The sequence below is a fragment of the Stenotrophomonas nitritireducens genome (assembly GCF_001700965.1).
GTDB classification, from domain to species: Bacteria; Pseudomonadota; Gammaproteobacteria; order Xanthomonadales; family Xanthomonadaceae; genus Stenotrophomonas; species Stenotrophomonas nitritireducens_A.
This window is the reverse complement of the sequence record NZ_CP016756.1, coordinates 3,599,933-3,625,718: the sequence shown is the minus strand read 5'-3', so window position 1 is coordinate 3,625,718 and position 25,786 is coordinate 3,599,933. Positions and strand designations below refer to the sequence as shown.

General features: G+C 64.3%; 26 protein-coding genes. 19 read left to right on the top strand and 7 right to left on the bottom strand.

Translation table 11 applies throughout. From position 1 onward, the window contains the following. Positions 1-55: 55 nt before the first annotated feature. The gene (locus BCV67_RS15520; RefSeq protein ID WP_062168601.1) at positions 56-2,659 is read right to left on the bottom strand and encodes a bifunctional aspartate kinase/diaminopimelate decarboxylase; all 2,604 of its coding nucleotides are present in this window, start codon (positions 2,657-2,659) and stop codon (positions 56-58) included. A gap of 450 nt (positions 2,660-3,109) precedes the next feature. On the opposite strand from BCV67_RS15520, the gene BCV67_RS15515 reads away from it, so the two are divergent. From BCV67_RS15515 to BCV67_RS15495, 5 genes are all read left to right on the top strand, one after another. Next, positions 3,110-3,979: a PhzF family phenazine biosynthesis protein gene (locus BCV67_RS15515; protein WP_062168603.1), complete on the top strand. Its 870-nt coding sequence runs from the start codon at positions 3,110-3,112 to the stop codon at positions 3,977-3,979. Between the two features lie 32 nt (positions 3,980-4,011). Then, positions 4,012-4,872 (top strand): PhzF family phenazine biosynthesis protein, encoded by an 861-nt coding sequence (locus BCV67_RS15510; RefSeq protein ID WP_062168605.1) that lies wholly within the window; start codon positions 4,012-4,014, stop codon positions 4,870-4,872. Between the two features lie 378 nt (positions 4,873-5,250). Further along, on the top strand, positions 5,251-6,126 hold the full coding sequence (locus BCV67_RS15505; protein WP_062168613.1) for a PhzF family phenazine biosynthesis protein: 876 nt from the start codon (positions 5,251-5,253) through the stop codon (positions 6,124-6,126). Between the two features lie 46 nt (positions 6,127-6,172). Then, complete coding sequence (locus BCV67_RS15500; RefSeq protein ID WP_156455848.1) at positions 6,173-6,964, top strand: hypothetical protein; 792 nt, start codon at positions 6,173-6,175, stop codon at positions 6,962-6,964. A 13-nt stretch (positions 6,965-6,977) separates the two neighbouring features. After that, entirely contained in the window at positions 6,978-7,343 is a 366-nt protein-coding gene (locus BCV67_RS15495; protein WP_062168615.1) for a 5-carboxymethyl-2-hydroxymuconate Delta-isomerase, read from the top strand. 69 nt (positions 7,344-7,412) lie between these two features. Here the strand turns inward: BCV67_RS15495 and BCV67_RS15490 are convergent, their stop codons facing one another. Further along, on the bottom strand, positions 7,413-7,976 hold the full coding sequence (locus BCV67_RS15490) for a hypothetical protein (protein ID WP_156455849.1): 564 nt from the start codon (positions 7,974-7,976) through the stop codon (positions 7,413-7,415). Between the two features lie 109 nt (positions 7,977-8,085). Between BCV67_RS15490 and BCV67_RS15485 the strand changes: the two genes are divergently transcribed. Continuing rightward, positions 8,086-8,469 carry a bleomycin resistance protein gene (locus BCV67_RS15485; RefSeq protein ID WP_062168617.1) on the top strand — a complete coding sequence of 128 codons (384 nt, stop codon included), beginning with the start codon at positions 8,086-8,088 and terminating at the stop codon, positions 8,467-8,469. Between the two features lie 204 nt (positions 8,470-8,673). Beyond that, positions 8,674-9,039 carry a hypothetical protein gene (locus BCV67_RS20435; RefSeq protein WP_216635684.1) on the top strand — a complete coding sequence of 122 codons (366 nt, stop codon included), beginning with the start codon at positions 8,674-8,676 and terminating at the stop codon, positions 9,037-9,039. Positions 9,040-9,222: 183 nt separating this feature from the next. Here BCV67_RS20435 and BCV67_RS15475 read toward each other — a convergent pair whose 3' ends face one another. From BCV67_RS15475 to BCV67_RS15460, 4 genes are all read right to left on the bottom strand, one after another. After that, positions 9,223-11,568: a TonB-dependent receptor gene (locus BCV67_RS15475; RefSeq protein ID WP_062171669.1), complete on the bottom strand. Its 2,346-nt coding sequence runs from the start codon at positions 11,566-11,568 to the stop codon at positions 9,223-9,225. A 143-nt stretch (positions 11,569-11,711) separates the two neighbouring features. After that, positions 11,712-13,397, bottom strand: coding sequence for an amidohydrolase (locus BCV67_RS15470; protein ID WP_062168618.1), 1,686 nt, complete (start codon positions 13,395-13,397; stop codon positions 11,712-11,714). Positions 13,398-13,495: 98 nt separating this feature from the next. Beyond that, a complete protein-coding gene (locus BCV67_RS15465; protein WP_062168620.1) occupies positions 13,496-14,221 on the bottom strand; it encodes a glycine zipper 2TM domain-containing protein in 726 nt (241 codons plus the stop codon). Positions 14,222-14,324: 103 nt separating this feature from the next. After that, positions 14,325-14,759: an OsmC family protein gene (locus BCV67_RS15460; protein ID WP_062168623.1), complete on the bottom strand. Its 435-nt coding sequence runs from the start codon at positions 14,757-14,759 to the stop codon at positions 14,325-14,327. A 303-nt stretch (positions 14,760-15,062) separates the two neighbouring features. Between BCV67_RS15460 and BCV67_RS15455 the strand changes: the two genes are divergently transcribed. The 3 genes from BCV67_RS15455 (at position 15,063) to BCV67_RS15445 (ending at position 16,814) form a co-directional block, all read left to right on the top strand. After that, entirely contained in the window at positions 15,063-15,473 is a 411-nt protein-coding gene (locus BCV67_RS15455) for an HU family DNA-binding protein (RefSeq protein WP_062171671.1), read from the top strand. Between the two features lie 208 nt (positions 15,474-15,681). Further along, on the top strand, positions 15,682-15,990 hold the full coding sequence (locus BCV67_RS15450; RefSeq protein ID WP_062168625.1) for a DUF3861 family protein: 309 nt from the start codon (positions 15,682-15,684) through the stop codon (positions 15,988-15,990). Between the two features lie 236 nt (positions 15,991-16,226). Beyond that, positions 16,227-16,814, top strand: coding sequence for a DUF1439 domain-containing protein (locus BCV67_RS15445; RefSeq protein ID WP_062168627.1), 588 nt, complete (start codon positions 16,227-16,229; stop codon positions 16,812-16,814). Between the two features lie 222 nt (positions 16,815-17,036). On the opposite strand, the gene BCV67_RS15440 is transcribed toward BCV67_RS15445, so the two are convergent. Beyond that, positions 17,037-17,504 (bottom strand): SET domain-containing protein, encoded by a 468-nt coding sequence (locus tag BCV67_RS15440; RefSeq protein WP_062171673.1) that lies wholly within the window; start codon positions 17,502-17,504, stop codon positions 17,037-17,039. 657 nt (positions 17,505-18,161) lie between these two features. Here BCV67_RS15440 and BCV67_RS15435 point away from each other — a divergent pair. The 9 genes from BCV67_RS15435 (at position 18,162) to BCV67_RS15395 (ending at position 25,752) form a co-directional block, all read left to right on the top strand. Beyond that, the gene (locus BCV67_RS15435) at positions 18,162-18,608 is read left to right on the top strand and encodes an SUF system Fe-S cluster assembly regulator (protein WP_057627263.1); all 447 of its coding nucleotides are present in this window, start codon (positions 18,162-18,164) and stop codon (positions 18,606-18,608) included. A 19-nt stretch (positions 18,609-18,627) separates the two neighbouring features. Next, positions 18,628-20,103 carry a Fe-S cluster assembly protein SufB gene (gene sufB / locus BCV67_RS15430; protein WP_062168629.1) on the top strand — a complete coding sequence of 492 codons (1,476 nt, stop codon included), beginning with the start codon at positions 18,628-18,630 and terminating at the stop codon, positions 20,101-20,103. After that, positions 20,100-20,510 (top strand): lysozyme inhibitor LprI family protein, encoded by a 411-nt coding sequence (locus BCV67_RS15425; protein ID WP_062168631.1) that lies wholly within the window; start codon positions 20,100-20,102, stop codon positions 20,508-20,510. Before sufB ends, BCV67_RS15425 begins: the two co-directional genes overlap by 4 nt. A 36-nt stretch (positions 20,511-20,546) precedes the next feature. Further along, positions 20,547-21,311, top strand: coding sequence for a Fe-S cluster assembly ATPase SufC (gene sufC / locus BCV67_RS15420; RefSeq protein ID WP_062168633.1), 765 nt, complete (start codon positions 20,547-20,549; stop codon positions 21,309-21,311). Then, positions 21,311-22,573 carry a Fe-S cluster assembly protein SufD gene (gene sufD / locus BCV67_RS15415; protein WP_062168635.1) on the top strand — a complete coding sequence of 421 codons (1,263 nt, stop codon included), beginning with the start codon at positions 21,311-21,313 and terminating at the stop codon, positions 22,571-22,573. The genes sufC and sufD overlap by 1 nt, the downstream gene beginning before the upstream one ends. After that, complete coding sequence (locus tag BCV67_RS15410; protein ID WP_062168637.1) at positions 22,570-23,826, top strand: cysteine desulfurase; 1,257 nt, start codon at positions 22,570-22,572, stop codon at positions 23,824-23,826. Before sufD ends, BCV67_RS15410 begins: the two co-directional genes overlap by 4 nt. A gap of 392 nt (positions 23,827-24,218) precedes the next feature. Beyond that, positions 24,219-24,755, top strand: coding sequence for a GNAT family N-acetyltransferase (locus BCV67_RS15405; protein WP_062168639.1), 537 nt, complete (start codon positions 24,219-24,221; stop codon positions 24,753-24,755). Continuing rightward, positions 24,752-25,084, top strand: a complete 333-nt coding sequence (locus BCV67_RS15400) for a non-heme iron oxygenase ferredoxin subunit (protein WP_062168641.1) — start codon at positions 24,752-24,754, stop codon at positions 25,082-25,084. Before BCV67_RS15405 ends, BCV67_RS15400 begins: the two co-directional genes overlap by 4 nt. Before the next feature lie 227 nt (positions 25,085-25,311). After that, positions 25,312-25,752 carry a hypothetical protein gene (locus BCV67_RS15395; RefSeq protein WP_062168643.1) on the top strand — a complete coding sequence of 147 codons (441 nt, stop codon included), beginning with the start codon at positions 25,312-25,314 and terminating at the stop codon, positions 25,750-25,752. The last annotated feature ends 34 nt before the right edge of the window (positions 25,753-25,786 follow it).

Here is a 25,786-nt window from a genome sequence, read left to right as displayed (position 1 = left end):
TTTTCGCGCGGTGGCGGGGCGGGACGACAAAGAGGTGTGCAGGGAACGAACAGCATCATGCATCGATGATGTCCTCGCGCGGCAGAGCGCGCTGGTTGTAGGTACTGGCCATGCTGAAGCCGTAGGCACCGGCATCGGCGATCAGCATCACATCGCCATGTGCGGTGGCCGCCGGCAGCTTCACCCGCTGCGCGAACACGTCGCTGGACTCACAGATCGGGCCGACCACGCTGAAATCAACGTCGCGGGCATCGCCCAGGCGGCTGAGGTTGGCGATGTCGTGCCAGGCGTCGTACAGCGCCGGGCGCAGCAAGGCATTCATGCCGGCATCCAGGCCAACACGGCGCACGCCGTCCTTCTCCACCACCTGCGTGGCGTGGGTGAGCAGCACGCCACATTCGGCGACCATGAAACGGCCCGGCTCGATCGCCAGCTGGAACGCCGGGTGCACGGCCTTGATTTCGGCCAGGCCAACTGCCCAGGCTTCCAGATCGAAGGGCTCGTCGTCGTCGCTGTACGGCACCGGCAAGCCACCGCCGATGTCGAGGATCTCGACGCTGCCGATGCGACGAGCGAAACCGGCCATTTCATCGACCATCTGCTTCCAGTGGCCGCTGTTCTCGATGCCGCTGCCCAGGTGTGCATGCACACCGGTGATGCGGATATCCAGCGCGCGTGCAGCGGCGATGAACTCATCCACACGCAGCGCGGACAGGCCGAACTTGGCATCTTTGCCGCCGGTGTTGACCTTCTTGTGGTGGCCGTCGCCGTGGCCCAGATCGATACGCAGCCACAGCTTGCGGCCACGGAAGACTTCCGGCCAGTTCTGCAGCAGCTCGACATTGTCGACGGTGACGTTGACGCCACGCGCCAGCACCGCCTGGTATTCGGTGATCGGGGCAAAGCTCGGGGTGAACAGCACGCGCTCGGGGCTGATATCCGGCACCGAGGCGAACACCAGCTCCACCTCGCCCTGCGAAACGCATTCCAAGCCGAAACCTTCGGCAGCCAGCGTGCGCAGGATCTGCGGATGCGAGTTGGCCTTGATCGCGTAGAAGCGTCGATCGATGGCGCTGATCGCCTTCAACTGGCGGGCGCGTTCGCGCACCTTTTCAAGGTCGTAGACGTAGGCCGGCGTGCCCTGCGCGGCCAGTTCCAGCAGCTGCTGCTGCCGTGCCGGTGCCTGCCACCACGACGTCTGCCGCGGGCGGATGCTGCCGATGATCTCGCGCCAGCGCGGGCCGAACACCTGTTCTTCGTACACCGGCATGGCGCCGCTGTCGATCAGCTCGGCGTGCAGGATCGGCAACAGGCCGTCGGCGTCGGCTTCGTCGATGACGAAGGTCAGGTTCAAGTCGTTGGAGGACTGCGAAATCATGTGCACGCGCTCCTTGCCGAACGTGGCCCAAACGTCCGAGAGCTTGTACAGCAGCGAGCGCATGCCGCGGCCAACCAGGGTGATGGCCGCGCACGGCACGATCACCTTGACCTTGCAGATCTGCGACAGGTCGGCCGACAACGCGGCCAGCACATCGGTGTTGACCAGGTTTTCAGACGGGTCCAGCGACACGGTGACGTTGGTCTCGGCCGAACCGATCAGGTCCACCGACAAGCCGTGCTTCTTGAACAGGTTGAATACGTCGGACAGGAAGCCGACCTGCTGCCACATGCCGATGCCTTCCATCGAGATCAGCACGATGCCGTTGCGGCGGCTGATCGCCTTCACCCCCGGCACCGGCTCGGCCGCGCCATCGATGCTGGTGCCCGGCATGTGCGGGCGCTCGGTATCGAGGATGGCCATCGGTACGCCGGCATCGCGGCAGGGCTTGATCGAGCGCGGGTGCAGCACCTTGGCGCCGGTGGTGGCGATTTCCTGTGCTTCGTAATAATCCAGGCGGGTCAGCAGTCGCGCGTCCGGTACGTCCTTGGGGTTGGCACTGAACATGCCCGGCACGTCGGTCCAGATCTCGACGCGGCTGGCGCCGAGCAGTGCACCGAAGTACGCAGCCGAGGTATCCGAACCGCCGCGGCCGAGGATGGCGGTACCGCCGTCACCGTGGCGGGCGATGAAGCCCTGGGTGATCAGCATGCGCGTCGGCTGGGCCGAAAAACGTTGTTTGAAGTCGCCGCCGCCCTGCCACTGGCAGTTCACCGACAGGCGCTGCGACCATTCAGTCTGGTTGGGCGCCGGCTGCAGTGCATTGAGCCATTCGCGCGCGTCCATCCAGCCGAAATCCAGGCCGGTGCTGCGCAGATAGGCGGCACCGACGCTGGAGGACAGCAGTTCGCCCTGGCCCAGCACTTCAGCCTGCCAGTCCAGCGGACGGCTGGCCGCACGCGGGTCATCCAGCAGCGCCTGAAGGGCGGCCAGACGGTCGGCCAGCACCTCGGTGCCCAGTTCCAGTTCGGCCAGGAAGTCGTTGTGGCGGGCCACCAGCGCCTCCACACGGGCACGGCTGTCGGCGGCGCCATCGGCAATGGCGGTCAGCTCATTGGTGACGCCGGACAAGGCCGACACCACCACCAGCACCCTGCCGCCGGTCTCGTCTGCCCGTTTTTTCGCCAACTGACCGATCGTGTTCCAGCGATGACGACGCGACACCGAGGTGCCACCGAACTTGAGGACGATCCAGCGATCAGCAATTGGGGAAGCAGACATTGGCTTTGAGGGTTCACAGGTGGGAGAAAGACCCGGCAACGCGGGCGGAACTCCCGATTCTATGCCAAGGCCGTTGAGGCAGGACGGCTGAGTTACCAGCGATACCATCGCCGCCCGGCCTCCCCTCCCGGGGCCAAGAAAGTAGCACTTGCAACGATCCGGGTCATCTTTGAGTGAATGGGGCCGGTGCGGAGCCGCTGAAGGCCAGCCTCTGCTAGCCGTTTTCAAGGCGGGAATTCATGTACAGGCGCAATTTCCAGCCGATCCTGGCCAAGCCCGGCCTGCCCTTGGACCCTGGCCTGAACGCAGGCACCCTTCACCGAGTGAAGCGTGTCTGCGCGACCATGCCGCTGCGTTTTCTGCCGCAATGCTTCCCGAACGGCATCCCACCCCTGGCACTTTTCGGCAACCCGCCTAAGCTGCCACGGCCTCCGCTCCACACCGACACCCATGCACCTACGCCGCTATCTGCAACTGGACGTCTTCGCTGCCCGCGCCGGCAGCGGCAATCCGCTGGGCGTCATCCTCGACAGCGACGGCCTGGACAGCAACGCCATGCAGGCCCTCGCCGCCTGGCTGAACCTGTCCGAGACCATTTTCTTCCTGCCACCGGAGGACGGCGCCAGCTATCGCATCCGCATTTTCACCCCCAGCAGCGAGCTGCCGTTCGCCGGCCACCCCAGCGTCGGCGCGGCGTGGGCGGCCGTCACCTGCGGGCTGGCACAGGCAGATGACGGCAGGCTGATACAGCAGTGCGCAGCGGGCCTGCTGCCGGTACAGCTGGCCGGACCTGCCGATGACCTCACCATACTGTTGGCCAGCCCTGTTGCCCGGCAGCAGCGGACGGCGCCGGGCGCTGTACCGGAACAGTTGCTGGCCTCGATCGCGCCCGGCCATGTGCCCGAACTCTGGGACAACGGTCCACGCTGGTGGTTGTTGCCGGCGCGCGATGCAACCAGCGTGCGCAACCTGGTTCCGGACATGCCCGCCATTCGCGACTGGAGCAACGCCACGGAGGCCACCGGCGTGGCTGTGTTCGCACCCGAAGCCGGCACAGATCACGCCCTGGTGGTGCGCGTCTTCTGCCCGGCCGACTCGGCGAGCGTGCCCGAGGATCCGGTCACCGGCAGTGCCAATGCGCTGATCGCGGCGTGGTTGCAGCAACGCGGGCAATTGCCGGGCAGTGATGGCAGCTATGTCGCCAGCCAAGGCCGCGAGGTCGGACGCGATGGCCGCGTGCAGGTGGCAATCGATGCACACGGCGCTGTCTGGATTGGCGGCCAGGTACAACCGGTTATCGATGCACAGGTGCACTGGTAAGCTGCCGGGCCGCCGTCTGGAACCTGTTCGCAATGTCCGCTCGCCGCTATCTGCAGTTGGATGTGTTCGCCGCCCGCCCGGGCACCGGCAACCCGCTGGGTGTCATCGTCGATAGCGAAGGCCTGGACGATATGGCCCTGCAGGCCATTGCCGCCTGGCTGAACCTGTCCGAGACCATTTTCTTCCTGCCGCCGGAAGAGGGCGCCAGTTACCACATCCGCATTTTCACGCCCAAGGGTGAGCTGCCCTTCGCCGGCCACCCGAGCGTGGGCGCCGCCTGGGCCGCAGTGGAGCTGGGCCTGGCCACGCCCGATGACAACGGCCAGCTGATCCAGCAATGCGCGGCCGGACTGCTGCCGGTACGGGTACAGGGCGGCCGCTGGTTCCGCCAGATCCATGTGCGCAGCCCGCAGGCCGAACGTCGCGATACCGTCATCGACAAGCTGCCCGACGGCCTGGCGGCCCTGGCCAAGCCCGGCCACCGCCCGGAACTATGGAACAACGGCCCGGACTGGTGGCTGCTGGAAGCCGGCAGCGAAGCCGCCCTGCGCCGCTACAAGCCCGAGCTCGCCGCCATCGCTGCCCTGCCCGGCCGCGGCAAACTGGCGGTCTATGCCGCCGCTGATCGCCCGGACGTCGGTTACCAATACGCCGTGCGCGCCTTCGCCCCGGGCGTTGGCATCAACGAAGACCCGGTCACCGGCAGCGCCAATGCGCTGGTAGCCGCGCAGCTGCTGCAACAGGGCCGGATCAAGCCATTCCAGCAATACCTTGCCAGCCAGGGCCGTGAGCTCGGCCGCAACGGCGAGGTGCGGGTGGAAGTGGATGCGGAGTCCAACATCTGGATTGGCGGCGAAGTGCAGCAGGTTATTTCTGGGCAGATTGAGTGGTGAGAGCAAGAAGCCACAGATCGCAGCAACCCACCTCCCTCTCCCCTCGCGGGAGAGGGTGCCCCGAAGGGGCGGGAGAGGGGGACGTGCAAAGCACGTCTGCTTTGGCCTTGGGCCTTCCGTCAGAAAAACAGAGCAAGCGGACTTCGTCCGCCTCCCCTCACCCCAACCCCTCTCCCGCAGGCGGGAGAGGGGCTTAAGCCAGAGCCAAAGCCAGAGCCAGAGCCGGAGCCAAAGCCAAAGCCAAAGCCAAAGCCGCAGCCAAAGCCAAAGCCAAAGCCAAAGCAACAGCAACAGCAACAGCAACAGCCGAAGCAACAGCAACGACAACGGCAACAGCAACGGCAACGACAACAACAGCAATCGAATTCGGACCCCACCATGACCACCCGCCGCTTCCTGCAACTCGATGTCTTCGCCCCCCGCCCCGGCACCGGCAATCCGCTGGCCGTGGTGCTCGACGCAGATGGCCTGGATGATGCCGCCATGCAGGCCATCGCCCGCTGGACCCGTCTGCCGGAGACCACCTTCATCTTTGCCCCGACCACGCCCGGCAGCAGCTACGGCATCCGCATGTTTGCCCCGCAGAAAGAGGTGCCATTTGCCGGCCACCCCAGCGTTGGCAGCGCGCATGCCGTGCTTGAAAGCGGCGTGGCCGCAGCCATCGATGGCCAACTGGTTCAGGACGGCATTGCCGGCCAGCTGCCGCTGCAGATCAGCGAGCACGACGGCATCCGCACCATCGCCATCCGTACGCCTCGCGCGTCGGTGGCCGAGATCGTCACCGCCAGCGATCCGCGCCTGCAGCCAGCCATCGTCGGCTGGCCGCTGGGCAACCTGCCACCCGCACTGATGGATGGTGGCCGCCGCTGGTGGGTGGTCGAAGTCGCGGACGAAGCCGCACTGCGCGCGCTCAGCCCCGACTGGGACGCCATCGCCACCCTGGCCGAGTCCACAGGCGCGATGGGCGTATTCGCCTACGCAAGCGCCGCAGGCGACGGCTACCAATTGGTAGTGCGAGCTTTCGTCGGCAATGGCCGCCGCTTTGAAGATGCCGCCTCCGGTGCCGCCAATGCAGTGCTGGCCGCATGGCTGGACGAGCGCGATGCCCTGCCCGGCAGCAACAAGCGCTATACCGCCAGCCAGGGCCGCGAAGTCGGCCATGACGCGCTACTGGAGCTGCGCATCGACGCGCGCGGCGATGTCTGGTCGGGCGGGCAGGTGCAGACCGTGATCCGCGGAACCATTGATTGGTAAGCGGGTCAGACGCTGACCAATAGCGCGGCGAACCACGGAGCTGGAAATGCGTAGATGGATCTTTCTTTTCGCGCTGTTGTTCACATGCAACGCCTGCGCCGGTGACCCCTCGCGTCAACCGGCAAGGGCGTTGTTCGTCGGCAACAGCTTGATCTACGTGGGCAATCTGCCAGCCACGTACGCAGCACTGAGCACGGCCAACGGCCACCCGCTGCACAGCCAGATGATCGTCAAAGGCGGCACCCTCCTCCACCAACGGGTTGCCGATGGATCGGTACGACGCGCACTGCGCGAACATCCGCCCGAGCTGCTGATCCTGCAGGAACAAGGCGGCACGCTGCTGTGCTGGCCGGACGCATCGGCCTGTACAAAATCGCAGGTGGCGATAACGGCGTTGGCGAAGACAGGCAGCGATGCCGGTGCCCGCGTACTGCTGCTCGGCAGCTACCAGTCACAAGCGGCGGCATCGGCCCGTCTGATTGCCAAGGAAGCCGCTGCTGCCGAACAGGCCGGCATTCCCTATGTGGCAATCTCCGAAGCCCTGCGTACCGCCTCGGCCGCTGCGTCCGACTTACCCTGGTACGACGCGGACGGCATGCATCCTGGCCCGGCGCTCACCCTGCTTGACGCCATCCTGCTTTATCGCGCCGTCCACGGCCGGCTGCCCGAGCACGGTTTCTCAGTGACGGCACCGATCTATCTACCTAAAAGTGGGCTCGATGCGGGCTTGCGCGATGCCAACGCCCCCGCACCGCTCGCCGATACACCCACCCATATCAACTACCCGGATGGGATGGTCCAACGCATCAACGCGATACTGCGAACCACGCCGCCCTGACAACGAGCTCCCCATGCCGCACCTGACCATTGAATACAGCAGCAATCTCGGCACCGCCATTACCCCGGCATTGTTGCGAACAGCCAATCAGGCGCTGCTCGGCACCGGACAACTCCAGGAAATCGACATCAAGTCGCGGGCCATCGCATTTGACTGCTTTGCGGTCGGAATCAATGGAAGTCCGCGCGGCTTTGTGGCTGCGCGATTGGAACTACTCAGTGGCCGCGATGCAGATACCAAGCGCGATATTGCCAACAAACTCCTGGCCGCACTTGAAGCTGTCATCGTTGCCGACGAACTGGAGCTGCAGATCAGCGTGCAGATTGTGGATATCGACCGCGACAGCTACGCCAAGACCCTGATTCCGCCCAAGAGCTGAGCGAACGCGAGTAATCCCAAGGACGGCACTCCACCCTGTAAAGCAGCGACCGACGCGATAGAGCCCGGCTCAGCCCTCGGCCATTTTGAATTTAATTTCGGCACCATCAAACAAGGTCATGTAGGCGTCATTCGAGCGAAGCTTGATGTCCACCCAAAAACGCATCTCCTTCGTCCCTTCGGCTATTTTTGAGAACGACGTGTTCACGCTGATTTCCACTTTTCCCGACTCGCTGCGCAAGCGCATCACTTCACGCTGCAGCTCGCGCAATTGAGCGGCACCTTCCGTGCTCAGCGCCAGATCGTTGGTTGTAACGGCAACGGCCGGGCTGAAAAATCCGGAGCTGCGTTCACCTTGGCTGGAGCCCACCAATCTCAGCGGCATCGTTGCAACCTGCGCAGCCTCGCCATCGGGCTGCAGCCGCAATACCAGCCGGGTTTCCTCCGGATTCAGCGTGTTTCCGCGAGGAAGCGCCACCTTGATCCGGATAGCTGCTGGTTCCAGTTGCACCAGCGCACGCTCATCCAATGAAGAAAGCCGCAATGCGGTGGACAGCGGGATCGAAGCGCAGGCGCAGAGCAGGACCAGGTACAGCAGCAGGCAGGCTCTTGCAAGAATCACAGGAAAAGACATCGACGCATCTCCTTGGTCGTTGTACTTCCGTATCGCCGAGCCGGCGCTGGGCCCCTTCCCACTGCCGCGCATGCGACTATCGCTTAAGCCTCGCCTTGGGAGCAACGTCATGGCGCACGTTCAGTTTCACTCGGTTTCCCCCTTCCTGGCTGCAGAAGACCTGCCGGCCACCCTGGCGTTCTATCTCGACAAGCTCGACTTTGCGCTGGCATGGGAGTGGGGTGAACCCACGGAGTTGGCTGCGGTTTGCCGCGACACCGTGGAGCTGACGCTCGCCAGCCGCGCCGATGCCAAGCCCGGCGGCATCAGCCGGTTATACCTGCACATCGATGGCATCGACAGCTACCACGCCCAGCTGCAGTCAGCGGGCGTAGCCATCACCGTTGCCATTGCTGACCGGCCCTATGGTATGCGCGATTTCAGCGTGACTGATCCGTCCGGCAACGTGCTGTGCTTCGGGCAGCCATTGCCCCAGCCTAAGGGTGCTGCGTAAGCGGCGTGAACTGCGACGCTCGCGGCGGTTCAAGTTCACCCGCGACCTCGATAACGGTTGGATTCGCCAGCTTCGCGGCTTACGCCGCTCCCACATGAGTTACCCAATGGCATGCGAGATTTCAGCTGATTGACGCTTCCGGCAATCTGCTGTGCTTCGGGCAGGTATTGTCGCAACCTACGGGGGCTGCGGAAGCGGCGTGAGTTGCGACGCTCGCGGCGGTTCCAGTTCACCCGCGACCTCGATAACGGTTGGATTCGCCAGCTTCGCGGCTTACGCCGCTCCCACACGACTTGGCTTTCTTGTAGCGGGCAGACCAGCAAGCAGAATGATCCTGGCTTTGGCTTTGGCTTTGGCTTTGGCTTTGGCTTTGGCTTTGGCTTTGGCTTTGGCTTTGGCTTTGGCTTTGGCTTTGGCTTTGGCTTTGGCTTTGGCTTTGGCTTTGGCTTTGGCTTTGGCTTTGGCTTTGGCTTTGGCTTTGGCTTTGGCTTTGGCTTTGGCTTTGGCTTTGGCTTTGGCTTTTTTCCCTTCTCCCGTTCACGGGAGAAGGTGCCCCGAAGGGGCGGATGAGGGGAAGCTTTGGACTTTGCGGTAAAGCTCCTGCCGAGCATGGCTCGGCACTACAAAAGCAATGCCTGGCTTCGTCCCTTCTCCCGCTTGCGGGAGAAGGTGCCCCGGAGGGGGGGATGAGGGGAGCTTTGGATTTTGCTGTAAAGCCCCTGCCGAGCATGGCTCGGCACTACAAACGCGGGCTCAGCGCCAGTTGTAATTGAACGACACGCCGATGATGCGCGGGTCGTTGTAGACGGCAGCCATGTAGTTCTCGATCACGCCCTTGAGGTTCTTCTCGTTGGTGATGTTGCGGGCGAATGCCGCCACTTCCCAGGCGCCGTAGCCACCGCTGTAACCCACGCGCAGGCCACCTTCGAAGTTGCCCTTGGAATAGAACTCCTTGCTGTCATACAGCACGAACTGGGTCTCGCCCTGCTTGTTCCAATCGGTGGCGAAGAACACCGCGCCGTCATCGCCCACCGGGATGTCGTAGCGTGCGGCGAGATTGAGGTTGTACTTGGGCGCGTTCGGCAACGGGTTGCCGTCGATCTGAGCGTAGACATTGCTGCCGATCTTGATGGTCGGGTCGTTGACCGTGCACACCACCACGCCATTGAGCGCACAGACCTGCGCATAGACGCGCTTGTCCTGGATTTCGCTGTGCAGCAGGCTCAGGCCGGCCGTCAACGACAGGTTGGGAATCGGCCGCCAATCCAGGTCTGCTTCCAGGCCGTAGGCACGCGCCTTGTCGGCATTGAACAGCACACCATTGCCGTTGGAATCGTTGCCGTTGAGCTGGATGTCATTGACGGTATAGGTGAAGCCGCTGACGTTCAGGCGCAGGCGGTTGTCCAGCAGGCTGCTCTTGATGCCGGCTTCCCACGACAGGATGGTCTCCGAATCGGCGGTGGTGAAATCGGCATTGAACACCGCCGAGCGGCCCTGGATGGTGGGGCCACGGAAGCCACGCGCCACACGCGCATACAGGCTCAGCTCCGGGCTGATTTCATACATCGCGCTCAGGTCCCAGCTGGGCTGGGTATCGGACATCTGCACATCATGGCGGCCCTTGTAGGTCACTACGCCAGCGGCGGTGTCGGCGGTCTTCAACAGGCGCGTGTGCTTCTCGTCCTTGGTGGCGCGCACGCCCGCGGTCAGGGTCAACGCATCGGTGGCCTTCCAGCTCACCTGGCCAAAGCCCGCCCAGGACGTATTGATGTTGCGCAGGCGCACCCAGTTGTTGGGATTGTGCGCGGCGGTATCCAGAAACCAGGCGCGCTGGTAGAAATCGGTGGTATCGCGGCCGTCAAAGTAGAACGCACCCATCTGCCACGACCACGGATCGGTGGCGTTGGAGGCCAACCGCAACTCCTGGGTGAACTGGTCCAGGTCCTGTACCTGGCCCATCGACTGACCGTAGCCGTTGGGCAGACCGTTGACCGGGTAATCCGCCGCCGCGCCACCGTCGGTATCACCACGGCTGTAGCCGGAGGTAGTCTCGTAGGCGCTGATCGAGGTCAGCGTGGTATTGCCGAAATCATAGGTCGCCTTCAGCGAGCCGCCGTGGGTCTTGTAGGCCTGCGGATTATTGTCGGCTTCGTCGAACGCCACCTTGTCGCGCGCCACATCGACGCGGTTGCTGCCCTTCACCAGCGCATTGCGCAGGAACAGAGTGGAGGTACCCTCGTAGTCGCGGGTATGCGCCGAGGCCAGCAACGAGAACTGTTCGTTGGGCTTGTACAGCAGTTGCAAGCGCAGGTTGCGGTCGTTGTAACCGCCCATCGTGTCGTTCTTCGGCGAGACCGTGCCGTCGGCACTCGGGCCACGGTAGGTGTTGTCCACCCAGTCGTCGCGGTGCTGGTACAGCGTGGAGACACGGTAGGACAGCACGTCATTGATCGCCCCGCCCATGCCGCCATCGATGGACACGGTGTTGTAGCTGCCGTAGCTCACGTTGACCCGGCCACTCGGGTCCTGGCTGGGCTTGGCGGTATCGAACTTGACGATGCCGGCGGTGGTGTTGCGTCCGAACAGCGAGCCCTGCGGGCCGCGCAGTACTTCCACCTGGTCCACGTCATAGACCGGGTTGGACTTGAGCACCACATGCTCCAGTACCACGTCGTCCTGGATGATGGACACCGGCTGCGAGGCACCCAGGTAGAAGTCGATATTGCCCAGGCCGCGGATATAGAAGCGCGGGAAGATGCGCCCGGTGGTGGTCTCGGCGTAGAAGCTGGGGACACGGCCGGACAGTGACAGCAAGGTGTCATCCGCGCCTTCGGTATAGGCCCGCAAGGCTTCACCCTGCACCACACCTACCGAGACCGGCACATCCTGCAGGTTCTGCTCGCGGCGCTCGGCGGTGACTGTTACCGCATCCAGCGCGGTTGCACTGGGGCGCGTAGTGGCAGGCGCAGCATCCTGAGCCAGCGCCGACTGCGCAGCCAACGGCAGGACCAGCAATGCGCAAGCCTGGGCCAACAGCGAGCGGCGCGGGGAACGACGGGCAGTACGAAGGAAAGCGGATGCGGCGGGGTGAAACTGCATGGAGATGCCCTTCATTGGCAGGTGGTGAATCCGTTCGGCCAGACAGCGCCGATGACGCATTAAGGAAGCGCGCAGATGATCAACAGCCAAGATGGCAAATGGGTTACATCGCCATGGGCACAGGACCCATGGCGGTAACAGGCTCAGCTACCCGATGTTTCGTCGGCCTTGTAAACCGGCTCACCGTCCACCCAGGTCGACAGCACCTTCAGGTCATCGAGCTGGTCGGCGGCGACCTTCAGCGGATCTCGATCCAACACCACGAAGTCGGCACGCAGGCCGCGCTGCAATTTGCCGACCTGCGCTTCGTCATGGCCCGCCCAGGCCGCGTCACTGGTGAAGCCGCGCAGGGCTTCGGCGGCACTCAGACGCTGATCCGGCTGCCAACCGCCCGGCGGCTTGCCATCACGGTCCTGGCGGGTCACCGCCGCATACAGCCCCAGGCGAGGGTCAACCTGCTCCACCGGGAAATCCGAACCCAGTGCGAGCCGCGCGCCGCTGTGCAGGAAGCGCTGCCAGGCATAGGCGCCCAGAATGCGTTCCGGCCCCACCCGCTGTTCGGCCCAGCCCATGTCCGAAGTTGCATGGGTAGGCTGCATCGAGGCGATCACACCCAGCTTGGCGAAGCGCGGGATGTCGTCCAGCGCTACCACCTGTGAATGCTCCACGCGCCAGCGATGGTCATCCCCCTTGTGTGCGCCCAGGACTTTCTCGTAGGTATCCAGCACGATCCGGTTGCCGCGATCGCCGATGGCGTGGGTGGCGACCTGCACCTTGCAGCCGTCCGCCTTGCGCACCGCCGTCTCGAACTCTTCCGGCGAGGTCATCAGCAGGCCATGGTTGTGCGGGTCATCGCTGTAGGCGGTGAGCAGGGCCGCACCGCGGCTGCCCAGGGCGCCGTCCATGTACAGTTTGACCCCGCGCATCTGCAGCCGACCACCCGGATGGGCGTACAGGCCGCTCTTGCACAGATCTTCCAGTGCGGCGTGGTTGCCGTCGGCATAGGCATCGATGCGCAGCGGCAGCTTGCCCTGGTCGGCCAGCCGCTTCATCAACGCCAGGTCTTCGCGCGATACGCCCATGTCGTGCACGCCGGTCAGGCCATTGCTGACCGCTGCCTGCAGTGCCGCCTGCAGGCGCTTTTCGCGAGAGGCATCATCCAGCGCCGGGATCTGGCCATAGACCAGCGCCGCCGCGCCATCGACCAGCACGCCGCTGGGGCTGCCATCGGCGTTGCGCAGGATGCGCCCGCCTTCCGGCTGCCAGTCACCGGACAGGGATTTGCCAGCCTTTTCGGCAACGCGGATGGCCGCCGTGTTGACCCAGCCGGCATGGCCGTCGATACGTTCCAGATACAGCGGCCGCTGCGGGAAGGCCGCATCCAGATCGGCGGCGGTCGGGAAATCGGTGTTGTCCCAGCGGTTCTGGTCCCAGCCACGGCCCAGCAACCACTCACCGGGCGCGAGCGTCTTCTCGAACGCCTTTAGGCGCTCCACTACCTCGCCGCGGTTACGTGCGCCGCTCAGGTCGGCCTGCATCAAGGTATTCCCCAGGCCCATGATGTGCGCATGCGCATCGATCAGGCCCGGCACCACGGTGGCATCACCCAGTTCCAGCGCTGCCGCCTTCGGATAGGCCTTGCGCAGCGCCTCGGCGCTACCCACCTGCAACACGCGGCCAGTGTCGCTGTCCCAGGCCATTGCGCCGGCCACCGGCTGGGCGGCATCGCCGGTGCGGATGGTATCGGCTACCAGCACCTTGACCTCGGCCTGGGCCGGGAGCGCATGCAGACAGGGGAGCAACAGGGCTACACAGGCGATACGACGCATCACGCACCCTCCAGAAGGAATGCGTGGACTATGCCGTCAACAGCGGAGCCTGACAAACCGTGCGCTGCACCTCATGCCGGCAGAATCGCCCGCTGCACTCAGTCGGCGCTTACGTCGACCCGTACCCGGATCTGCTCGCCAGGGTGATAGTCGCGGTGGGTGTGGTACTGGCGGCCAGCGTACTCATAGGTGACATCGTAGCCATCGACACGCTCGCTTTCGCTGCCATACCCGGTCGGTTCGCAGACGCGCACGTCGCCGCGCTGGTAAGTGGGCCGGTTGCTGGCCTCGTAGATGGCGCGGCCGGCAGCGCCGCCGGCAATGGTGCCAACCGCCGTGCCCAGGTAGCGGCCATCGCCACCGCCGATGCGACTGCCCAGTACCGCGCCGGCCAGTCCGCCTATCACTGTTGCCAGCTGGCGGCCGGTCTCATTGCCCTGCCGGTACTGGCCGTTGTCCTGGCCACGGTCGTCGTAGCCATCATTACGGTAGCCGTTGTTGCCATAGCCACCGGCCTGATAGCCATTGTTTCCGTTGATATAACCGCCATCGTTGCGCTCGTAGCAGCGCTGGTTGCTGCCTTGGCCGCCACCGACGATCACCGGATCCACCCGCACCACCCGCGCATAGTCATAGACCGGGCTACCGCCATTGGCCTGGCCCGGGCGGTATTGACCGTCGTCATAGCGTTCGCTGCGGTACTGGCCATCATCGTAAGAGGCGTCGGGACGGTACTGGCCATCGTCATAGCGCTGCGCGGATGCATTGAATGCACCCAGGCCACCGGCAAGCAGGACAGCGGCAACAGCTAGGGATCGACACATGGCAGTAACCACCGGATTGGGATGACAGATGCTCAGCTGCGCCGGGTGAAACAACCCTGAATCGGCCCGGCCAGCGTTGTGCGCCGGCCGGGCCGACATCCAATCAGGCGGAAAACTCGGTATCCAGGCTGATCGGCACCGCGCTCAGGGCCTTGGACACCGGGCAGTTCTGCTTGGCGTCATCGGCGATTGCGCGGAACCGCGTCTCATCCAGGCCTGGCACCACTGCCTTTACCTTGAGCCGGATCTGCGACAGCTGCGGGCCGCCTTCCATCGACAGATCCACATCGGCACGCGTGTCCAACGTGGTCGGCGGGAACCCCGCTTCACTCAGCTTGGCCGACAGCGCCATGGTGAAGCAGCCAGCATGTGCGGCGGCGATGAGTTCTTCGGGGTTGGTGCCCTTCTCATCGCCGAAGCGGCTGTTGAAGGCGTAGCGGGTGTTCTCCATCAAACCGCTCTGCGGGGTGCTCAAACGGCCCTGGCCGGTCTTCAGATCGCCTTCCCAATGTGCGGTGGCGTGACGCGAAATACCCATGGTCGAACTCCTGTTGGTGGATGACACCGGCAGCCTAAACCACAGCGCGTTAGCGCCTTGTGCGGCACCGCCGGCCACGCGTGGAGCGTGCCCGTCGTCGCGGGGCGACAGCGCCGGCGCTTGCTGCGCAGGCCGGCTTTTGCAGCACTTCCGGCACCGATTTGTTGTCCAAATACGCCCGGAAGCAATTTTTATGGGCTTTTTCTTCGATTACCTATTGGCGTCACGCAATTCATGCCCTACATTTCGCTTGCCGACGGGGTCGGCACGACCAACAACCAACCGTTCACGGAACAGGAAATCATGGCAAAGACCGCTAAAAAGGCTGCCCCGAAGAAGGCAGTGAAGAAAGTAGCAACGAAGGCTGCAACCAAGACTGCCGCCAAGCCGGCCGCACCGAAGCCGATCAAGGAAGCACTGACCAAGTCCGGTCTGGTTGCCCACATCGCTGAAGCCACCTCGGTTGCTGCCAAGGACGTGCGCGCTGTGTTCGCCGCCCTGGAAGGCGCCGTCGCTGCCTCGGTCAACAAGAAGGGCGCTGGCTCCTTCACCCTGCCGGGCCTGCTGAAGATCTCCACCGTGAGCGTTGCGGCCAAGCCGAAGCGCAAGGGCATCAACCCGTTCACCAAGGAAGAGCAGTGGTTCGCCGCCAAGCCGGCCACCACCAAGCTCAAGGTGCGTCCGCTCAAGAAGCTCAAGGACGCTGCGCTGTAATCAGCGCGCCCCTTGGCGAAGAAACGGGACGGCTCAGCCGTCCCGTTTTTTTTGGCTCGTCGCAACGCGGAAACCGTTCCCATGGTCCGCAGCGTTCCGCCGGTGGCATGGGAAAAACGCTGGAACACAGCGTCATGGTCCAAACCCTCGTACCTGCGTCAGCAGCGGCCTATGGTGGCCACTCCCCCGCTTCCCTTCATTGTCCACCATGTCCATCAGCAAGCATCGCTACCGCATCTCCGTCACTCCGATCGAGACCGACGGCCAGCAGTGCAGCGGCCGTTGCTCGATCGAGTTCGAACAGCGCAGCCAGTACAACTGGATGCACCAGCTGGAATCGGCGCAAGGCCAACGCAGGCTCTCGTGCAACGAGGATGCAGGCGTCGTGGTCGTCACCGGCCTGCTGGAGACACTGGCCGAATCGGCGGCAAAGCCCGGCAACCTGTTGAGCGTACTGCAGCCGGAACTGGACCAGTTGCTGCACAAGCTGCAACAGCTGCAGACCCCGGCCGAGTAAGCCGCTGGCAGCGCTGAAGGCTGGCCACGTAGACTGGCGCCAACGTCCAGGAGCCGCCCAATGCGCGCTGTCCCTTGTCGGGGGCTGGTACCGGGTACGGCCACGCATTGACGGCGATGGCTGGGAAATAACCTCGGCCTCGCTGCAACCGGAATTGAACTGAGCGCGCTAATTGGCCGTTCACCCGATGCGGTTATCTTCCTATTCCACCCTGCTGCAACTACCGAGTGCGCCCGATGAACCTGCGTTCCCTGCTCCTCCCCAGCATCGCCCTGATCGCGCTCGCTGGCAGCGCCCACGCCGCCCCGCAGATCAACGGCAAGCAATTGACCGTCGGTGCCGCCGATGTGCAGCAATACCTGGATGGCAGCTTCCCGCGCACGCAGAAGGCGCTGGGCGGGCTGCTGGCACTGACGGTCAGCCAGCCGCGCCTGACCCTGCCGCAAGGCAGTCGCCTGGACCTTGGCTTCAACCTGGCAATGGCTGCCGGCGGCTCGTCGATGCCGGTGGGTGATGTGCAGATCAGCAGCGGTCTGCGCTACGACGCACAGACCCAGGGCTTCCATCTGGACCAGCCCACGGTGGATGGCTTCCGCCCCAGCACGGCGGGCGGCGGTGAACTGGATTCCAGTACCCGCAGTCTGCTCAACAGCTGGCTGGCCGACTATGCCCGCCGCGAGCCGATCTACAAGATCGATCCGGCCATCGCCAAGGTGATGGGGGTGCTGCAGGTGAAATCGGTCGGCATCCAGAACGGCCGTATCGCGGTGGACTTCAACCAGAACCTGGGCAGCTTCGTGCCGCAGGGTTTGCTGGGGAACTGAGCGGCCTTGCTGCTGGAACGGAAAGAGGCCGCGATCGCGGCCTCTTTCATTTTGATCTACTTGTGGGAGCGGCGTAAGCCGCGAAGCTGAAGGTGTATCAACTTCAAAGCCGGCCCTTCCCTCAACAGAACCACTTCCTCGCTTATTGGCAGCATCTGAGCTGGCAGTAGCTTCGCGGCTTACGCCGCTCCTACAACAAAACCAGGCCGTGCCGCCGAGGACTCAGCGCTTGGGCTGCAGCATGGTGCCGGTGCACTTGGGCGAACCGCAGCGGCATTCCCAGATCTTCTTCAGGCGCGGGGTGTGACGCTCGGCCAGGGTGATGCCGTAGTTGTAGGTCAACTCTTCGCCCGGCTTGATCTCGCGGATGGCTTCGATGAAAACCTTGTCGGCGGTACGGTCGTCGCCTTCGGCTTCTTCGATCATCGCTTCGCAGTTCGGATCGCAGCTGTGGTTGATCCAGCGTGCGTCGTTGCCCTTGTAATTGGCGTCGATGACGTAGTCGTCGTTCAAGGTGAACAGGAAGGTGTGGCCGGTTTCCACATCGCCCGCGTCGTCCGCATCCACTTCGGCATGGGTACGGCGCTTGCCCTTGTATTCAATGACGCGCTCGCCCTTCTTGATATCCGCCACAGCGAAGACGCCGTTGCCGTGGATGGAGGATTTGCGCGCCTGGATCTTCTTGGGCATGTACATGGCCGGGACTTGAGTGAGGCGGTGATTCTCACCCATCAGGCAGCACAACCCAAGGGGAGTGCGGCAATCAATGCAGGGAAGACGGGGCACCGCGGCAAGGAATGTGGGCTCTGACACCCTCTCCCCTTGCGGAAGAGGGCTGGGGAGAGGGGACGCGTTTGCTCCCTATCTCTTCTACCCTGAGGAAACAGCAAGCGGCTGCGCCGCTCCCCTCTCCTGCCTTCGGCATCCTCTCCCGCAAGGGGAGAGGAAAGAGCACACGGCTGCGCCGCTCCCCTCTCCTGCCTCCGGCATCCTCTCCCGCAAGGGGAGAGGAAACTGCAAGCGGCTGCGCCGCTCCTTTTCTTGCCTTCGGCAATCTCTCCGCGAAGGAAAGGAAGGCATCAGATTCACGCAATACCGCTTTTGGCCCCCTCTCCCCTTGCGGGAGAGGGCTGGGGAGAGGGGATGCGTTTGCTCTCCCGCTTCTTCACCTTGATGAAATGGCAAGCGGCTACGCCGCCCCCTCTCCTGCCTTCGGCATCCTCTCCCGCGAGGGGAGAGGAAACAGCGGCTTCTGCTCCGCCCCTTCTGCCACCTGAACACTGGAACTTGGACCCGCTCGCCAGAAAGCGTACAATTTTGGTCCACATTGACGAAGTCCTTACCGCGATGCTCCGCGTCACCAAGCTTACCGATTACGCCACCGTCGTCCTGACCGTGCTTGCCGCACGGCCAGCCGAAGTGCTGAGCGCGACCGATCTGGCTGAAGCGGCCGGATTGGAGCCCCCCACCGTCAGCAAGCTGCTCAAGCCGCTGGCCCAGGCCGGTCTGGTCGAAGGCCTGCGCGGTGTCCATGGCGGCTACCGGCTCACCCGTCCCGCCTCCGAGATCACCCTGATCGAGATCCTGGAGGCGATGGAAGGCCCGCTGGCCATCACCGAATGCAGCCAGGAGCAAAGCCAGTGCGGCCTTGCCGGGCAGTGCGGCGTGCGCTCCAACTGGCGGCTTATCAATGACGTGGTTTCCGATGCCCTGCGCGGCGTCACCCTCGCGCAGATGCTGCACCCCTTACCGCTTGCCGACCGTCGCCGCATCAGCGCCGACGTCGTCTCCTGAACAACCGTAGGCAGCCCTGATGGCCACCGAGATCCTCGAAAACGTCGGCACCACCGACAGCCCGAACCGTGAAATCCACGAACAGCTGGGTCGCAAATACGATGCCGGCTTCGTCACCCTGATCGAATCCGAATCCTTCCCGCCCGGCCTGGATGAAGATGTCATCCGCGCGCTTTCGGCCAAGAAGGAAGAGCCCGAGTGGATGACGCAATGGCGGCTGGACGCCTACCGCCACTTCCTGACCATGCGCCAGCCGGACTGGGCCAAGCTGCAGATCGGCCCGATCGACCTGCAGGCCTTGAGCTATTTCTCCGCGCCGAAGGGCCCGAAGTACCAGTCGCTGGACGAAGTGCCCAAGGAACTGCTGGACACCTACGAAAAGCTCGGCGTTCCATTGCACGAACGCGCCAAGCTGGCCGGCGTCGCCGTGGATGCGGTGTTCGACTCGGTTTCGGTTGGCACCACCTTCCGCAAGGAACTGGCCGACAAGGGCGTGATCTTCTGCTCCATCTCCGAAGCCATCCGCGAATACCCGGAGCTGGTACGCAAGTACCTGGGCTCGGTGGTGCCGGTGGGCGACAACTATTTCGCCGCGCTCAATTCGGCGGTGTTCTCCGACGGCAGCTTCGTATTCGTGCCGGCCGGCGTGCGCAGCCCGATGGAGCTGAGCACCTATTTCCGCATCAACGCCAGCAACACCGGGCAGTTCGAGCGCACCTTGATCATCTGCGAGGACAAGGCCTACGTCTCCTACCTGGAAGGCTGCACCGCGCCCATGCGCGATGAGAACCAGCTGCACGCCGCCGTGGTCGAGCTGGTGGCGCTGGAAGATGCCGAGATCAAGTATTCGACCGTGCAGAACTGGTACCCGGGCGACGAGAACGGCGTCGGCGGCATCTACAACTTCGTCACCAAGCGTGCCGAATGCCGTGGCGCGCGCTCCAAGGTGACCTGGACCCAGGTGGAAACCGGCTCGGCCATCACCTGGAAGTACCCTTCCTGCGTGCTGCTGGGCGACGACTCGGTGGGTGAATTCCACTCGGTGGCGCTCACCCATCACCGCCAGCAGGCCGATACCGGCACCAAGATGATCCATGTCGGCAAGCGCACCAAGAGCAAGATCATCTCCAAGGGCATCAGCGCCGGCCACGGCCAGAACACCTATCGCGGCCTGGTCCGCATGGACCGTGGCGCCGAAGGCGCACGCAACTACACCCAGTGCGACTCGTTGCTGATCGGCAAGAAGTGCGGCGCCCACACCTTCCCCTATATCGAGGTGAAGAACCCCAGCGCCACTGTCGAACACGAGGCCACCACCTCCAAGATCTCCGACGACCAGCTGTTCTATTGCCGCGCGCGCGGCATCGACCAGGAAAACGCGGTGTCGATGATCGTCGATGGCTTCTGCAAGCAGGTGTTCAAGGAACTGCCGATGGAGTTCGCGGTGGAAGCCAAAAAGCTGCTGGAAGTGTCGCTGGAAGGATCGGTCGGATGAGCCGCCTGCCGCTGCTCCTGCTGGCACTGCTGCCGTTCGCCGCCTCCGCTGCGTCCACGGGCAAGGCCTGCGATGACGCCCGTACCCAGCTGGACATCAACACGTGCGCGGCGGCCGACGCCACCGCCGCCGATGCCGAGCTCAACGCTGTGTACCGGCAGGTGATGCAGAAACTGCAGGGCCAGCCGGTCGCCATTGAAAAACTGCGCGCTGCCCAGCGCCTGTGGATCCCGCTGCGCGATGCCGACATCGAAGCACGCTACCCGGTGGGCAAGGACGAGAACCCGCGCGTCCTGTACGGCTCGATGTATCCGATGCTGTATTCCAGCAACAAGGCCGCATTGACCCGGCAGCGCACCCAGTGGCTGCGCGCCACCTTCCTCGATCGCGCCGAAGGCGAGCTCTGATCGCCCCGCACCCTACATATTGAAGAACGCACCCTCATGCTGAAGATCGAAAACCTCCACGCAAGCATCGGCGACAAGGAAATCCTCAAGGGCCTGTCGCTGGACGTGAAACCGGGCGAAGTGCACGCCCTCATGGGCCCGAACGGCGCCGGCAAGTCCACCCTGGGCAATGTGTTGTCCGGCCGCGACGGCTATGACGTGACCGCCGGCACCGTGCTGTTTGAAGACAACGATCTGCTGGAGCTGGAACCGGAAGCGCGCGCCGCCGCCGGCCTGTTCCTCGCTTTCCAGTACCCGGTGGAAATCCCCGGCGTCAACAACACCTACTTCCTGCGTGCCGCGCTCAATGCGCAGCGCAAGGCGCGCGGCGAGGAAGAACTGGATTCGATGCAGTTCCTCAAGCTGGTCCGGCAGAAGCTGGCCGTGCTGCACCTGAAGGACGAGCTGCTGCACCGTGGCGTCAACGAAGGCTTCTCCGGTGGCGAGAAGAAGCGCAACGAGATCTTCCAGCTGGCCGTGCTCGAGCCGAAGCTGGCGATCCTGGACGAAACCGACTCCGGCCTGGATATCGATGCGCTCAAGAGCGTGGCCGATGGCGTCAATGCCCTGCGTTCCCCGGAACGTTCGTTCCTGGTCATCACCCATTACCAGCGTCTGCTCGATTACATCAAGCCGGACGTGGTGCATGTGCTGGCCGACGGCCGCATCGTCAAGACCGGTGGTCCGGAACTGGCGCTGGAGCTGGAAGCGCACGGGTATGACTTCCTGAAGGACCGCGTGGTCCGCGAGGCGGCCAAGTAATGACTGCCCTGCTAGATTCGCTGGCCGGCACCTTCTGCGGCAGCAAGGAGCGCGCCGAGCTGCTTGAAGCTGCGCTCAAGACCGGCCTGCCCGCCGCCCGCAACGAGGCCTGGAAGTACACCTCGCTGCGCCAGCTCGAACGCCGCTCGTTTACTGCCGCGCCGCTGCAGGCACCCGACATCGATGCCGCACTGCTGGCCGACATTCCGTCGCCGCGTCTGGTGTTCGTCAATGGTCGTCACAGCGCCGACTTGAGCGATCTGTCGGCCTTGGACGTGGGTGTGCAGGTGCGTACCCTTTCTGCGGTGCAGAAAGACGAGCCGGAGGCATTGCGCTTCCTCGGCCGTCGCTTCGAGCGCGCCGAAGAAGTGTTCGCCCAGCTCAACGCCGCACTTGCCGATGAAGGCGTGCTGGTGCAGGTTGCCGAAGGCATCGTCAGCGAAACGCCGCTGCATCTGGTATTCGTCAGCGCGGCAGACAGCAGCGACCACGCCTGGCATCACCGCCACCTGATCGAACTGCGCCGTGGCGCCGTGCTTGGCCTGGTCGAGCATCACCTGCAGGCCGGCGACAGCGCGCATCTGGACAACACCCTGGCGCATGTCCACATCGCCCAGGACGCGGTGCTGTCGCATGCACGTGTACAGGCCGACAGCGCGCGTGCCACCTCGCTGCTGCGCACCGATGCGGTGCTGGCCCGCGATGCGCAGTACCGTCGCATCGATCTGGAACTGGGCGCTGCGCTGAGCCGTCACGAGCTCAACGTGCGTCTGGAAGGCGACAACGCCAAGCTCACCGCCAATGGCGTGCTGCTGGGTACCGGCCGCCGCCATATCGATACCCGCCTGGGCATCGAGCACATCGCCAAGGACACCAGCGCCGAACTGGTCTGGCGTGGCGTGGCCGCCAACCGCAGCCGCGTGGTGTTCCATGGCGGCATCGGCATCCGCGAAGGCGCTGATGGCACCGATGCCAACCTGTCCAACAAGAACCTGCTGTTGTCAGCCGACGCAGAGATCGATACCCAGCCAACGCTGGTGATCGATGCCGACGAGGTCAAGGCGGCGCACGGCGCCACTGTTGGCCAGCTCGATGCCAATGCGCTGTTCTACCTGCGCTCGCGTGGCGTGCCGGCCGAACAGGCCCGCGCCATGCTCAGCGCCGCCTTCTGCCACGAGCCGCTGGCCGCCGTGGAAGGCGTTCTCACCGAAAAGCTGGCCCGTCATCTGGACCTGGCACTGCAACAGGCAGGCATGGCATGAACCTGAGTTCCCCGCGTCCGATCCAGCACCCGACCAGCGCCCCCGACTGGGAGCGCGTGCGCGCCGATTTCCCGCTGCTGATGCGTGAAGTGAATGGCAAGCCGCTGGTGTATTTCGACAATGCCAACACCGCGCAGAAGCCGCTGTCGGTGATCGGCGCGGTGGACGAGTTCTATCGCCGCTACAACGCCAATGTCAGCCGCGCCGTGCATGCGCTCGGCACCGAAGCCACCGAAGCCTACGAGGGCGCGCGCAACAAGCTGGCGCGCTTCCTCAACGTGCGCGCCGATGAGCTGGTGCTGTGCAGCGGCACCACCTTCGCCATCAACCTGGTGGCCTATTCGTGGGCCTTGCCGCGACTGAAGGCCGGCGACGTGATCCTGGTTTCGCGCATGGAGCACCATGCCAACATCGTGCCGTGGCAGCTGGTCGCCCAGCGCACCGGCGCGACCATCCGCGTGGCCGAGATCAGCCCGGACGGCAGCCTTGATCTGGACGCGCTGCATGCAGCGATGACGCCGGACGTGAAGCTGCTCGCGCTCACCCATGTCTCCAACGTGCTGGGCACCATCAACCCGGTCCGCGATATCTGCCGCGAAGCGCGCAAGCGCGGCATCATCACCGTGATCGACGGCTCGCAGGCGGCGCCGCACCTGCTCATCGACGTCGCCGCCATCGGCTGCGACTTCTATGCGGTGACCGGCCACAAGATGTGCGGCCCCACCGGCACAGGCGCGCTGTGGGCACGTCGCGAGCATCTGCAGGACATGCCGCCCTTCCTTGGCGGTGGCGAGATGATCAAGGAAGTCAGCTTCGACGGCACCGTGTTCAACGATGCCCCGCACAAATTTGAAGCCGGCACCCCGAACATCGCCGGTTTCATCGGCCTGGGCGTGGCCGTGGATTATGTGGAAGAACTCGGCCGCGAGCATATCGAGGCGCGCGAGCAGGAGCTGCTGGCCCACTTCACCGAAGAGCTGCAGCGTGCCGAAGGCGTGCGCATCTTCGGCACGGCCCCGCACAAGGCGGCGGTGGTGTCGTTCCAGATCGAAGGCGCACATGCCCACGACTTGGCCACCCTGCTCGACCTGCAGGGCGTGGCCGTACGTTCGGGCCAACACTGCGCGCACCCGCTGCTGCAGTACTACGGCGTCGCCGCCACCTGCCGCGCTTCACTGGCGTTCTACAACACGCATGAAGAAATCGAGTCCTTCATGGCCGCGTTGAAGAAAGTGCGCACGTTGCTGGGCTGATAGCCACGCTGCAGTTGTGGGAGCGGCGTAAGCCGCGAAGCTGAAAATCCAACAGCGCAAAGCTCAACCCCTCCCCAACCCTCCCCTTGCCTGCGGCAAAGGGAGGGAGCGTAGTGCCGAGCCATGCTCGGCAGGGCTTCACCGGTAGAGCCTCAGCCGAGCATGGCTCGGCCCTACAGACGCCAGGCCACGGCTGCATCAGCCTGCGAAGATCTAGCCCCCTCCATTCCGCTTGTGGGAGCGGCGTAAGCCGCGAAGCTGAAAATCCAACAGCGCAAAGCTCAACCCCTCCCCAGCCCTCCCCTTCACTACGCGAAAGGGAGGGAGCTAAGGCCCCTCCCCAGACACTTCTCATCGACCCTGCATGGCGCGCCAGCGCTAGAATGCAGCCCATGAACGAGCTGACTTTCCGCAACGCCACCGCCGCCGATATCCCGGCCCTGATCGAACTGGTCACCTCCGCCTACCGCGGCGACGCCTCGCGCGTGGGCTGGACCACCGAAGCCGACATCCTCGACGGCCAGCGTATCGACGCCGCCGGTATCCAGGGCGATCTCGACCGCCCGCGCAGCGTGATCCTGCTCGCCGAGCAGGATGGCCTGTTGCAGGCCTGCTGCCATGTTGCCGACGAAAACGGCCACGGCTATTTCGGCATGTTCTCGGTCAGCCCCAACGCCCAGGGCGGCGGCATCGGCAAACAGTTGATGCAGCGCGCCGAACAGCACGCCGCCGAGCAATGGCAGCTGCCGACCATGCAGATGACGGTGATCGACTGCCGCGATGAACTCATCGCCTTCTACGAACGCCGTGGCTATGTGCGCACCGGCATCAAGAAGCCGTTCCCGTACGGGGACGAGCGCTTTGGCATCCCCAAGCGCGACGACCTGCAGTTCGAAATCCTTGAAAAGCCGCTTGGGGCCATCGCATGAGCGAGACCTGGACCTTCATCTGTGCCAGCGAAGAACTGTTGCCGGGCGAAATGAAGACCGGCTTCGATGAAGTGACCGGTGCCCCCATCGTCGTGTTCAACCTGGACGGCGAGCTGTACGCGCTGGAAGACCAGTGCACGCACGAGGAGTTCGAACTGTCCTCCGGTGAGCTCGACGCGGCCGAAGGCAGCATCGAGTGCATCCTGCACGGTGCCCGTTTCGATGTCCGCGACGGCCGCGCCCTGTGCGCCCCGGCCTACACGGCGGTACCCAAGTTCCCGGTCAAGCGCGAACACGGCGGTATCTGGTCGCGCGACGACCGCGACTGAGCGGCCAGCTCCACGGAAAAAACGGCGGGGAAGCTCCTTCCCCGCCGCTCGATAAAACAGCCCCTCACAGGCCACGGCGCGCCTCTCGGGCATCCGTTCAACTGTCCCGCTGTACCCATGAAAAGGGGCACTGACCCTTGACTCCCGGTATTGCAAACGCAAACAATTCTCAATAAGATGCGCATCTGTCGCGATTCCCCGACCCCAACGGTCCGTACCGCCTCCGCATGCCCACCTCGCCCGCCAAGTCTGTACCGCTGACTGTCGCCGCCTTGCGGCAACGGCTGCATTGGCTGCCGCTGTTGTTCGGCCTGCTGCTGGTCTGCGCGGTCGCGTTGCAGGCCAAGGCGATGGCTGCAATGCCGTTGGCGATCGTGTCCCACGATCAGGTGCAGGCCTCGCCTGAACCGGGCCACCCGCAGCCGCCGTTGCAGATGGCGGCAATCAGCGAAGCCGGCAGCGAAACCTCACGTCCCAACCGGCAACGCCCCGCTCCCGTGCTCTCTGCACCGGTCCAGCTTGCCCCGCTCACCTCCCAGCACGTCTTCATGACCGCCGCCAGCGATACGCTGCTGCAGCACGCGGTCGAGCGCGCCCAGCGTTATCCGCTGGCGCCCTGTCTGTTGCTCAACCCCGGCCACGCCCCACCGCATCGCTGCGCTGCCTGAGCCGCATCGGGCTGGTCCGCGCCTTCAGCGCCCG

Bases quoted from the DNA above. Each gene is read 5' to 3' on its own strand.
- BCV67_RS15445 (WP_062168627.1), top strand. From the start codon at position 16,227: ATGAACCTGCGTTCCCTGCTCCTCCCCAGCATCGCCCTGATCGCGCTC.
- BCV67_RS15495 (WP_062168615.1), top strand. From the start codon at position 6,978: ATGCCGCACCTGACCATTGAATACAGCAGCAATCTCGGCACCGCCATT.
- BCV67_RS15490 (WP_156455849.1), bottom strand. From the start codon at position 7,976: ATGTCTTTTCCTGTGATTCTTGCAAGAGCCTGCCTGCTGCTGTACCTG.
- BCV67_RS15515 (WP_062168603.1), top strand. From the start codon at position 3,110: ATGCACCTACGCCGCTATCTGCAACTGGACGTCTTCGCTGCCCGCGCC.
- BCV67_RS15460 (WP_062168623.1), bottom strand. From the start codon at position 14,759: ATGGGTATTTCGCGTCACGCCACCGCACATTGGGAAGGCGATCTGAAG.
- BCV67_RS15400 (WP_062168641.1), top strand. From the start codon at position 24,752: ATGAGCGAGACCTGGACCTTCATCTGTGCCAGCGAAGAACTGTTGCCG.
- BCV67_RS15500 (WP_156455848.1), top strand. From the start codon at position 6,173: ATGCGTAGATGGATCTTTCTTTTCGCGCTGTTGTTCACATGCAACGCC.
- sufD (WP_062168635.1), top strand. From the start codon at position 21,311: ATGACTGCCCTGCTAGATTCGCTGGCCGGCACCTTCTGCGGCAGCAAG.
- BCV67_RS15520 (WP_062168601.1), bottom strand. From the start codon at position 2,659: ATGTCTGCTTCCCCAATTGCTGATCGCTGGATCGTCCTCAAGTTCGGT.
- BCV67_RS15510 (WP_062168605.1), top strand. From the start codon at position 4,012: ATGTCCGCTCGCCGCTATCTGCAGTTGGATGTGTTCGCCGCCCGCCCG.
- BCV67_RS15450 (WP_062168625.1), top strand. From the start codon at position 15,682: ATGTCCATCAGCAAGCATCGCTACCGCATCTCCGTCACTCCGATCGAG.
- BCV67_RS15410 (WP_062168637.1), top strand. From the start codon at position 22,570: ATGAACCTGAGTTCCCCGCGTCCGATCCAGCACCCGACCAGCGCCCCC.
- BCV67_RS15425 (WP_062168631.1), top strand. From the start codon at position 20,100: ATGAGCCGCCTGCCGCTGCTCCTGCTGGCACTGCTGCCGTTCGCCGCC.
- BCV67_RS15455 (WP_062171671.1), top strand. From the start codon at position 15,063: ATGGCAAAGACCGCTAAAAAGGCTGCCCCGAAGAAGGCAGTGAAGAAA.
- BCV67_RS15435 (WP_057627263.1), top strand. From the start codon at position 18,162: ATGCTCCGCGTCACCAAGCTTACCGATTACGCCACCGTCGTCCTGACC.
- BCV67_RS15395 (WP_062168643.1), top strand. From the start codon at position 25,312: ATGCCCACCTCGCCCGCCAAGTCTGTACCGCTGACTGTCGCCGCCTTG.
- sufB (WP_062168629.1), top strand. From the start codon at position 18,628: ATGGCCACCGAGATCCTCGAAAACGTCGGCACCACCGACAGCCCGAAC.
- BCV67_RS15505 (WP_062168613.1), top strand. From the start codon at position 5,251: ATGACCACCCGCCGCTTCCTGCAACTCGATGTCTTCGCCCCCCGCCCC.
- BCV67_RS15475 (WP_062171669.1), bottom strand. From the start codon at position 11,568: ATGCAGTTTCACCCCGCCGCATCCGCTTTCCTTCGTACTGCCCGTCGT.
- BCV67_RS15465 (WP_062168620.1), bottom strand. From the start codon at position 14,221: ATGTGTCGATCCCTAGCTGTTGCCGCTGTCCTGCTTGCCGGTGGCCTG.
- sufC (WP_062168633.1), top strand. From the start codon at position 20,547: ATGCTGAAGATCGAAAACCTCCACGCAAGCATCGGCGACAAGGAAATC.
- BCV67_RS15405 (WP_062168639.1), top strand. From the start codon at position 24,219: ATGAACGAGCTGACTTTCCGCAACGCCACCGCCGCCGATATCCCGGCC.
- BCV67_RS15470 (WP_062168618.1), bottom strand. From the start codon at position 13,397: ATGCGTCGTATCGCCTGTGTAGCCCTGTTGCTCCCCTGTCTGCATGCG.
- BCV67_RS15485 (WP_062168617.1), top strand. From the start codon at position 8,086: ATGGCGCACGTTCAGTTTCACTCGGTTTCCCCCTTCCTGGCTGCAGAA.
- BCV67_RS15440 (WP_062171673.1), bottom strand. From the start codon at position 17,504: ATGCCCAAGAAGATCCAGGCGCGCAAATCCTCCATCCACGGCAACGGC.